The 9,058-nt window shown below is 45.8% G+C and carries 6 protein-coding genes; 4 read left to right on the top strand and 2 right to left on the bottom strand.

Annotated features, from left to right (window positions below):
• The 4 genes from VIM72_RS23730 to VIM72_RS23715 all read left to right on the top strand — a co-directional run.
• Positions 1-2,069: M13 family metallopeptidase (locus tag VIM72_RS23730; protein WP_332005305.1), on the top strand; the 2,069-nt coding region annotated here is incomplete at its 5' end.
• 199 nt (positions 2,070-2,268) lie between these two features.
• Positions 2,269-2,658 (top strand): GxxExxY protein, encoded by a 390-nt coding sequence (locus VIM72_RS23725; protein ID WP_332005304.1) that lies wholly within the window; start codon positions 2,269-2,271, stop codon positions 2,656-2,658.
• A complete protein-coding gene (locus tag VIM72_RS23720) occupies positions 2,655-3,755 on the top strand; it encodes a carbohydrate-binding family 9-like protein (protein WP_332005303.1) in 1,101 nt (366 codons plus the stop codon). The genes VIM72_RS23725 and VIM72_RS23720 overlap by 4 nt, the downstream gene beginning before the upstream one ends.
• Before the next feature lie 5 nt (positions 3,756-3,760).
• Positions 3,761-4,852 (top strand): family 10 glycosylhydrolase, encoded by a 1,092-nt coding sequence (locus VIM72_RS23715; protein ID WP_332005302.1) that lies wholly within the window; start codon positions 3,761-3,763, stop codon positions 4,850-4,852.
• A 133-nt stretch (positions 4,853-4,985) separates the two neighbouring features.
• On the opposite strand, the gene VIM72_RS23710 is transcribed toward VIM72_RS23715, so the two are convergent.
• Positions 4,986-7,274: a GH92 family glycosyl hydrolase gene (locus tag VIM72_RS23710; RefSeq protein ID WP_332005301.1), complete on the bottom strand. Its 2,289-nt coding sequence runs from the start codon at positions 7,272-7,274 to the stop codon at positions 4,986-4,988.
• 62 nt (positions 7,275-7,336) lie between these two features.
• Positions 7,337-8,545, bottom strand: coding sequence for a glycosyltransferase family 87 protein (locus VIM72_RS23705; RefSeq protein ID WP_332005300.1), 1,209 nt, complete (start codon positions 8,543-8,545; stop codon positions 7,337-7,339).
• Positions 8,546-9,058 lie beyond the last annotated feature (513 nt).

Here is a 9,058-nt window from a genome sequence, read left to right as displayed (position 1 = left end):
ACAAATCTGAAAAGCTTATGATAAGATCCATCCTCGCCGTAACCGGTCTGGCTGCTGTTACCTGCTTCGTGGCATGTAACCAGGGACAAAAACAGCCCGGCGATGCCACTTCTTCCACCCCCGACGCAGTAGCCGCTAATGTAGACAGCAGCGTGAACCCCGCACAGGATTTTTTTGATTATGCCAACGGTGGCTGGATAAAACGCAATCCCATACCCGCCGAATACAGCTCATGGGGTATTGGTAACCTTGTACAGGAAGAATTGTACAAACGCCTTCGTATCATCAATGAAAAGGCAGTGGAAAATCCTGCCGATCCTATCTCCAAAAAAATTGCCGCTTTCTGGAAAAGCGGTATGGACTCTGTTCGCATTAACCAGGAAGGCATAAAACCTATTGAAGCAGAATTGAAAGCCATTGACGCAGTTACTACCATTCCGCAACTGGTGCAAATAGCCTCCAAACTAAACATGAACACCGGGGCCTTCTGCAGCCTTTACATAGGCCAGGACGCCAAAAACAGCGAAGTGATTGCCGTTCAGCTTGGCCAGGGCGGATTAGGATTACCTAACCGCGACTACTACTTTAACACCGATGCGCGCACCACTAACATAAGAAATGCTTACCCGGCACACGTTGCTAAAATGCTGCAGTTTATCGGCTACGATAGTACCGCTGCTAAAAAAGCCGCTGCCGGCATTGTACAACTGGAAACCAGCCTGGCGAAGAACAGCCGTAAACTGGAAGCGCTCCGCGATCCTGAAGCCAATTATCATAAAATGGCAGTGACCCAGCTCAATAAAATTGCCGGGAATATCGACTGGAATGATTTCATCAAACAACAAGGCATCAATAAATTTGCCGATACTGTTATTGTTGGTCAGCCGGAATTTTACACCAATCTTAGCAACGCGGTTAAGTCGCAACCCCTTCAAACCTGGAAAGACTATCTCAAATGGAACCTGATCAATGCTGCAGCGTCACATCTCAGCGATACCATTGCCAATACCGACTTCGCCTTTTACGGCACTCTCCTGAAAGGACAGGACAAACAGAAGCCCCGCTGGAAACGCGTGCTGGACGCTGAAGAAAGCGCCATGGGCGAAGCGCTGGGGCAACTGTTTGTAAAAGAATTCTTTAACAATACCGCCAAAAAAAGATATGAAAACCTGGTAGAAGAAATACGCGGTGAATTGAAAACGCGCATTGAGCATCTCGACTGGATGAGCGACAGTACCAAGCAAAAAGCATTATATAAACTGTCGAAGATCACGAAAAAAGTAGGCTATCCAGATAAGTGGAAAGATTTCTCGGCAATGGATATCAAGGAACAATCCTACTACCAGAACATCACCGCTGCCCAACAATGGTGGCAGCGCTACGAGATCAACAAACTGGGTAAACCGGTAGACCGCACCGAATGGGATATGACCCCGCAAACATACAATGCCTACTACAACCCCAGTAACAACGAAATTGTGTTGCCTGCCGGCATCTTCACCGTTCCCGGCAAACGTGACGAAGAACTGGATGATGCCATTGTTTATGGCTATGCCGGCGCCTCCACCATTGGCCACGAAATCACACACGGCTTCGATGATGAAGGCCGCCAGTTTGATGCCGCCGGTAATCTCAAAAGCTGGTGGACAAAAGACGACGAGAAAAAATTCAATGAGCGCGCCGCTGTAATGGTGAACCAGTTTAACAATTACGTAGTAGTAGATACCCTACGCATCAACGGTAAAGCTACACTAGGCGAAAATATTGCGGACCTGGGTGGTATCCTGCTGGGTTGGGAAGCTTTCAAAAAAACGGAGCAATTCAAAAAGAATGAGAAAATTGCCGGCTATACTCCATCACAGCGATACTTCATGGGTTATGCACTGGGCTGGCTGGGACATACCAAAAAGGAATCCCTCGCCAGGCAGGTGCTCACAGATGTACACTCCCCTGCCAAATTCAGGGTGAACGGACCTTTCAGCGACGTGGACGCCTTCTACGAAGTATACGGCGTGAAACCCGGCGATGCTATGTACAGGGCGGATAGTGCAAGGGTGCGCATTTGGTAAACGCGGAAATTGTCTGACTCAGGATGCGGATTTTGTCTGACTTAGGATTATGATGATTACGCTGATTACACTGATTTTATTTTTTTGATTTTAATTGATTTAATTGGTACTTAAGAGCCGGATTTTATCCGGCTCTTTGTTTAGGTAATTGGAATGAGTTAAATTAGAGTCATTGTTTGTTTAACCCAATAGATAATTTATGATTAACCCAGACTTTAAGCATTCCGAGCTTACCGGAAAAATTATCGGTTGTGCGATGCAGGTGCATCGCATACTTGGATCAGGATTCCAGGAAGTGATCTACCAACGGGCATTAGCCATTGAAATGAGTGAAAATCAAATTCATTTTGTGAGAGAAAAAGAGATTCCTTTATATTATAAAGGACAACATGTAGGAGGAAGAAGAGCTGATTTTATCGTAGAAGATGTTGTGGCTGTAGAGCTAAAGGCTTTAATAGTAACAGAACACGTCCATTTATCCCAGGTTAGAAGCTATCTGGAAGCATATAACGTAGAAACCGGATTACTTATTAACTTTGGCCGGCCAAGCCTTGACTTTAGAAGATTAATCAACGGAAACTATAAATGAAAAATTTTTCTTTCAACACACAAAAAAAAATCAGTGTAATCAGCGTAATCATCATAATCCTGAGTCAGACAATTTCCGCGCAAAGCGCGCGGGAAACGCTTAAGCCGTTCAAGGGAACACCCCGGCATTACGTATGCCAGGAAACGAAAGATAAAGTAGTAATCGACGGTAAACTGGAAGAAACCGCATGGCAGCAAGCCCCATGGACTGAAGATTTCCAGGATATTGAAGGCGATGCCAAACCAATGCCTGCGCTGCGTACCAGGGTGAAAATGATATGGGATCAGCAGTATCTTTACATTGCAGCCACCCTGCAGGAACCCCATATATGGGGAACACTGACAGATCATGACGCCATCATTTTCCGTGACAATGATTTTGAAGTGTTTATAGATCCCGACGGAGATACCCACCAGTACTATGAAATTGAAATCAATGCTTTAAATACGGTGATGGACCTGTTTATGGGCAAGCCGTACCGCAACATGGGAGAGGCTTTGATAAACTGGGACACCAAAGGAATTATCACCGCCGTACATATCAACGGTACTATCAATAACCCATCAGATACAGATAAAGAATGGACGGTGGAAATGGCCATCCCTTTCAGTGCGCTCAGTTTCTTTAACAGGAACCAGCAACCACAGGAGAACAGTCTTTGGCGTATCAATTTTTCCCGGGTAGAATGGGATACCGATATCAAGAACGGAAAATACGTAAAACTGCAACGACCGGAACACAACTGGGTATGGTCGCCACAGGGCATTGTGAACATGCATGCGCCGGAGCGCTGGGGTTACCTGCTGTTTACCAGCAAAGCCGGCACTACTTTTCAACTGCCGCCTGCGGAGGAAGCCCGTCAATACCTGTGGCAGATCTACAGCGCGCAACTGGAATACAGGCAAGCCAATGGAAGGTATGCCAGCAGTTTAAAAGCACTGAAGATCCCTGAAAAACAAACCGGTACTAACGGCAATGTATATACGTTATCAATGGAAGGAATTTCATTGCAGTATAATGCCAGCGTTACCGGTAGTAATTTTACCGGCTCTGTAAATATTAACCAGGAAGGTAAAGTTTATAACAATAGAAAATAACGGCTATGGATAAACGTTTTTTTATAAAATCATTGGGCATAGGTGGATTGGCATTGGTAAAGCCATCGCTATCTGCCAGTGCCGCTGCTGTTGCCGGGAAAACGGCGCCTACACTGGAAAAAAATGCCGTGCAACACCGGGTATGGATTAACCCGGATCATAAAGATACTGCCGCCGTGCTGCAGGCAAGGTATGCCGCTTATAGTAAAGCAGGCATCACAGATATTATGTTTGAGGCAGATAGCCCGCTACATTTCAAAATAGCCAAAGCTAACGGTATCAAGGCACACCGCTGGATGTGGACCATGAACAGGGGAGAAAAGGAGTTGCTGGCCAGTCACCCGGAATGGTATGCGCAAAACCGTAAAGGTGAATCCTGTGCTAATCATCCTCCCTATGTGGATTACTACCGTTGGTTATGTCCCAGTAAACCGGAAGTGGTGAATTATTTGAAAAACCAGGTGGAGAAAATCCTTTCTCTGGACTATGTAGATGGTATTCACCTCGACTATGTCCGTTTCTGCGATGTAATATTACCGGTGAATCTCTGGAGCAATTATGGCATTGATCAATCGAAAGAACTGCCGGAATATGATTTTTGCTACTGCGAACAATGCCGCAATGCCTATAAGGAAAAAAGCGGTGTAGATCCGCTGCAGATAGAGCATCCCGATCAAAGCCCGTCCTGGCGTAAATTCCGCTACGACCGGATCACCAACGTAGTAAGCAATCTTGCAGCGGTGGCCAGGCAGCATAAAAAGCCTATTTCAGCAGCCGTGTTTCCTACTCCTGAAATTGCCAAACGAATTGTACGCCAGGACTGGACCAACTGGCCATTGAACGCTATCTGCCCCATGATCTATCATGGTTTCTATAAGGAAAACGTAAGCTGGATCGGAGATGCCGTAGCAGAGGGCGTGAAGGGATTACATGGTGCATTCCCATTGTATGCCGGCTTATATCTTCCAGACTTCCATGGCAATTACACTGATCTTGACAAAGCTGTGAAACTGGCCATTGAAAATGGAGCAGCAGGCGTTTCCATCTTTGGTGAAGTAACGCCGGAAGTGTTGCGGGTGCTGGGTGAAAATGCTTAGTGTATTTGAAAAAAAATTTTGGGGAGATAAAAGCATTACCTGCCTCTATCTCCCCAAGCTATTTTCAATTTTTCTAAAATAAATTCAGGGTGATCGTTGTAATGATCATAATCCTGAGTCAGACAACATCCGCTTAAAGCGCATTCGATGGTCTGTCGGCAACAGCCTTACCAAAGTTGAGGTTCGGCTTATTCCCCATTTTCACTACCAGCGTTCCACCTTTCACTACATCCTGGTGGGTAATAAAACTTTTCGTATATGGCTTACCGTTAAGCGTAGCGCTTTGAATGTAGATATTTTCCGCGCTGTTATCAATCGCCTGAACGGTGAAAGTTTTACCTGTGCCCAGTTTAATGGATGCCTTATCGAACAGCGGACTGCCTAACACATACACGCCACTGGCGGAATTTTCAGGATAGAAGCCGAGGGAGGAGAATACATACCAGGAAGACATAGCCCCACAATCTTCGTTACCTGCAAGGCCTTCCGGCTGATCGAAATAAAATTCTTTCATTACCTGTCTTACTTTTTCCGCTGTTTTCCACTGGTAGCCGGAGAAAGCGTACATGTAGGTAACGTGATGACTTGGTTCGTTACCATGCGCATACATACCAATAAGGCCGGATATATCATCGGATGCTTCAGCACCCATATCGCCTTTTGCAGTAAAGAGGCTATCGAGCTTTTGGGTGAAAGCATCATCACCACCCATCAGCTGGATCAGGCCTTCCACATCCTGTGGTACCAGCCAGGTGTATTGCCAGCCGTTGCCTTCCGTGAAATCACCTTTTTCGTGGATGGAGTTAAACGGATCATAAGGCGTTTTAAAACTGCCATCGCTCATGCGGGGGCGCACGAAGCGGATAGTGCTATCGAAATAATTACGGTAATAGGCCGCGCGTTTTTTATAGTATTCAAAGTCGGCTGTTTTGCCAAGCTTCTTTGCCATAGCGGCAATGCACCAGTCGTCGATAGCATATTCCATTGCTTTGGAAACGGATTCATATTCCTTATCTGCAGGGATATAACCCAGTTCCTTTACATATTTCAGCCCGAGGTCGTCGCGGTTGGCAGTTACTTTCATGGCTTCGAAAGCTTCTTCCGCATTGAATCCTTTAAATCCTTTCAGGTAGGCATCTACAATGGGAGGTACTGCATGGTAGCCTACCATACAGTTGGTTTCGTTGCCCATCAGCGGCCATACCGGTAATTTGCCCTGTTGTTTGTGGATGGCCAGCATTGAATTTACAAAGCTGTTCACCTTTTCAGGGTGCAGGATGGTAGCGAGTGGAGCGCAGGAGCGATAAATATCCCATAGAGAAAATACGGAGTAGTTATCGAAACCCGGGTTGGAATATACTTTTTTATCGGTGCCTCGATAGCTACCGTCATGATCGTTGAACAGGGCAGGATCAATCATGGTGTGATACATGGCTGTATAAAATACGCGGCGAGCGGCTTCATCTTTTGTTTCAATGCTCACTTTAGACAATTCCTTATCCCATTTGGCGTTGGCGCTGTTGATGGTTTTGATAAAGTCCCAGCCTGGTATTTCCGCTTTGATATTGGCCAGTGCATTTTCGCTGCTCACCGGGGAAACGCCTACTTTCAGCATTACCTGTCCGGGCGATTTATCGAATACGATCACGCCTTTGGCTTCTTTCGATTTTACTTCTTTCCCGCTTTGTTTATTATCTCCATCAAATACCTGGAATTGTTTTACCGGCACATTGGATTTAATGGCAAACCAAAGCCGCTGGTCTTCTGCCCAGCCTTTAGAGTAGCGGTAACCTTCGAGGGTATATTCATCTACCTGGCGGATAAATGTTTCTACCGGTGCATCCCATCCTATGCCTTCTTTGAGGTCGATGATGATGTTGGCCTGCTGATCTTTTGGAAAGGTGTATTTATGAAAAGCCACTCTTTCTGAAGCGGTTAATTCTGCTTTGATGTTATAGTCGTCCAGCTGAACGGCATAGTAGCCGGGGCGTGCGGTTTCCCGGTTGTGCGAATAGTGGGAGCCGTACCCTGAAGTCGGATTTTCCTGTGTGCCGCGATTGGTTCTTACATTGCCGGTGTAGGGCATAATAAGCACATCGCCCAGGTCGCCGATACCAGTTCCGCTGAGGTGCATTTGAGAGAAACCTATTAATACGCTGTCTGAATAATGATACCCTGAGCACCAATCCCAACCTTTCACAATATTGGTAGGGCCGGTTTGTACTGCGCCATAGGGAACGCTGGCTCCAACAAATACGTGTCCATGCCCGCCTGAGCCGATATAGGGGTCTACAGAAGCAACTGATTTACTTTCTACAAAGCCTGGCAATGATGCTGACTTCCTCTGTGCATTTGCCTGAATGCCGTGAAACAGCATCGCAGATAACGCAAATGCGCTACCTATCTTGATTCCCATGTTCATAATCAAAACCTTTAATAATCCGGCAATTTACGCCCGGATTATTACTTTTTCAGTTAATTTTTTCACAATACGGCAGGTTCCAACTCCCTGACAGGCGTGGGGGACACATTATTTTTCAGCAAATATTTCCTGGTATAGATGTCATAGGCGATCATGAGCCATAAAACAAGGCAGGGCAAGGCTTTCACCGCATATGGCATCGCTATGTTCCTTCTTACCCAGGGGGTTACTACATCTGAATGGGAAAAGCTGATCAGGATAATGGCAAAAAACATGAATATGTTATTCCACCTGGTTTGTGGCTGCATTACGTACCAGATACATACCGCAGGTATGGCAATGATATAGGTAGGCGATTCCGAGCTGGTGCTGAACAATACCGGGAACATCAGCGTAGAACAGAGGATATACAGGCGGAAACGGGAGTTGTAGCGGTCTTTCAGCCGGGTATACTGTAACAGGAAAAGCACTACTGCGGGAATAAGCACCACATTATTACTCAGTCCGGGCAGATGAAATACCCTTTTAATAAAGCCCCCGGCAGATATATCCTGGAACAGGATATTTGCTCCTTCATTCAGTTCGTTTTTGTGCACCAGCGCGGCATACCAATCGAAATAACATTGAATGATATATTGGGGAGAAGATATGATCATGGGCAGTGCAAACATTATTGCGCCCCATAAAATCAAGCCACCGATAAAGCGTTTGGGGTTGGGACTGAAAAAGAAAAATGCCAGTCCTACGATGCCATAAAACTTTGTAAGGGTTCCCAAAACAATGAAGAAGGCCGCCCAAAGCTCTTTTCCTTTAATAGTATGGGTAAAGGCGAGGATAATAAAGGCGCCGATGAACTGGTTCATCTGGAACCAGCTGGCGGCTCCCATCAGCTCCATTGAACAGAGCAACAGGATGATATTCTGCTGCATACGTGTGAGCGGCAATTGCCGGATGGCATAAAATAAAACGGCTGAGCCGGAGAGCGACCAGAGCATTGCGCCCAGGTTGGTATCCAGCCCTGCAAACGGGGCGATAACGATGCTGAATACCGGGCCATAAAGATTTACATCATGATAATCGGCCGGGTAGGGGATGTATAGCGGCTGTTGGTGTATGACGTGAAAAAATACGTCTTTAAATATGAGATAATTATTGATATTATGCCGGGAGATCTCCAGGATGGCGCCGATAAAGGACAATCCGAACCATAAGCTCATGATCAGCCATTCCCTTTCTGCCAGGTAATTCAGCACCGTTCTTTTTTCACGCATATCGATAAATGCTAATTAAATTAAGCTCCAATACGCTGGTATAACGCAGCTGTGCGGCGCATCCCTCTATTAATGCCTTTTACTAATCAGTGAAAGTACAGATGGAACCAGTATCTGAAATCGGGGTTAAGGTTATTTCCGTCTATGCTCCGGCTGAGCAACCGCCAAAATAATCCGGGTGATTCTTTATCTGAAATAAAACCTGGGGTTATTTCTATCTGTCCTGTTTATGCTCTAACCGGGCAGCAGCCAAAATAATTGCAGGGGAGTTTTCTATCTGAAATAAAACCCAAGGTTATTTCTATCTGTCCTGTTTATGCCCCAACCAGGCAGCAGCCAAAATTGCTGGGGAGTTTTCTATCTGAAATAAAACCCAAGGTTATTTCTATCTGCCCTGTTTATGCTCCAACCAGGCAGCAGCCAAAATAATTGCAGGGGAGTTTTCTATCTGACTACAGCACTCAGATACCTGCTAAAATAAAATCAGACAAATCAGCAAAATCATCATAATCC

Origin of the sequence: Chitinophaga sp., from assembly GCF_036569185.1 — a bacterium.
GTDB lineage: Bacteria > Bacteroidota > Bacteroidia > Chitinophagales > Chitinophagaceae > Chitinophaga.
Note: the sequence above shows the minus strand (reverse complement) of the source record. Positions and strands in the feature narration are given on the sequence as shown.

Excerpts from the sequence above, each read along its gene's own strand:
- VIM72_RS23725 (WP_332005304.1), top strand. The coding sequence starts at position 2,269 with ATGATTAACCCAGACTTTAAGCATTCCGAGCTTACCGGAAAAATTATC.
- VIM72_RS23720 (WP_332005303.1), top strand. The coding sequence starts at position 2,655 with ATGAAAAATTTTTCTTTCAACACACAAAAAAAAATCAGTGTAATCAGC.
- VIM72_RS23715 (WP_332005302.1), top strand. The coding sequence starts at position 3,761 with ATGGATAAACGTTTTTTTATAAAATCATTGGGCATAGGTGGATTGGCA.
- VIM72_RS23710 (WP_332005301.1), bottom strand. The coding sequence starts at position 7,274 with ATGAACATGGGAATCAAGATAGGTAGCGCATTTGCGTTATCTGCGATG.
- VIM72_RS23705 (WP_332005300.1), bottom strand. The coding sequence starts at position 8,545 with ATGCGTGAAAAAAGAACGGTGCTGAATTACCTGGCAGAAAGGGAATGG.